This window comes from Salinimicrobium oceani, assembly GCF_012037645.1.
In genome coordinates this window covers 1-361 of the sequence record NZ_JAAVJR010001090.1, presented here as the reverse complement: position 1 = coordinate 361, position 361 = coordinate 1, and the positions used below count along the sequence as shown (strand labels likewise).

Below are 361 nucleotides of genomic sequence, written 5' to 3'. Positions count from 1 at the left end.
AATTAAAAAAAAGAATGATTTCTTTTGGGTTAGTTTTTCTGACCTAATGACCACGATGTTCTTTGTGATGCTGGTTCTCTTTGTGCTCACGGTGGTTTATCTCAAAATAGAACAAGCAAAAACTGAGGCAGAATTAGGTGATCTAAAACGAATCGTCCAACTTAAAGAGCAGTTTAAGCCTCTTGAAGATGACGGGCAATTTCACTATTTACCTATCTGCAAGAAATTTGTAGCTAAAGAGCTGATGGGTCAGGAAATATTTGAACCTGAGAAAACAGAAATTCTACCGGATTTTATTAAACCGACAGTAGAAATAGGGAAGAAGCTTGAAAGTTTTCTCAACGACCTACAGCAGCAAAAT

At 36.6% G+C, this 361-nt stretch carries 1 pseudogene; it reads left to right on the top strand.

Annotation, left to right across the window (positions count from 1 at the left end):
- Position 1: 1 nt before the first annotated feature.
- Positions 2-361 (top strand): annotated as a pseudogene (locus tag HC175_RS20920) (hypothetical protein); the annotation flags it as partial.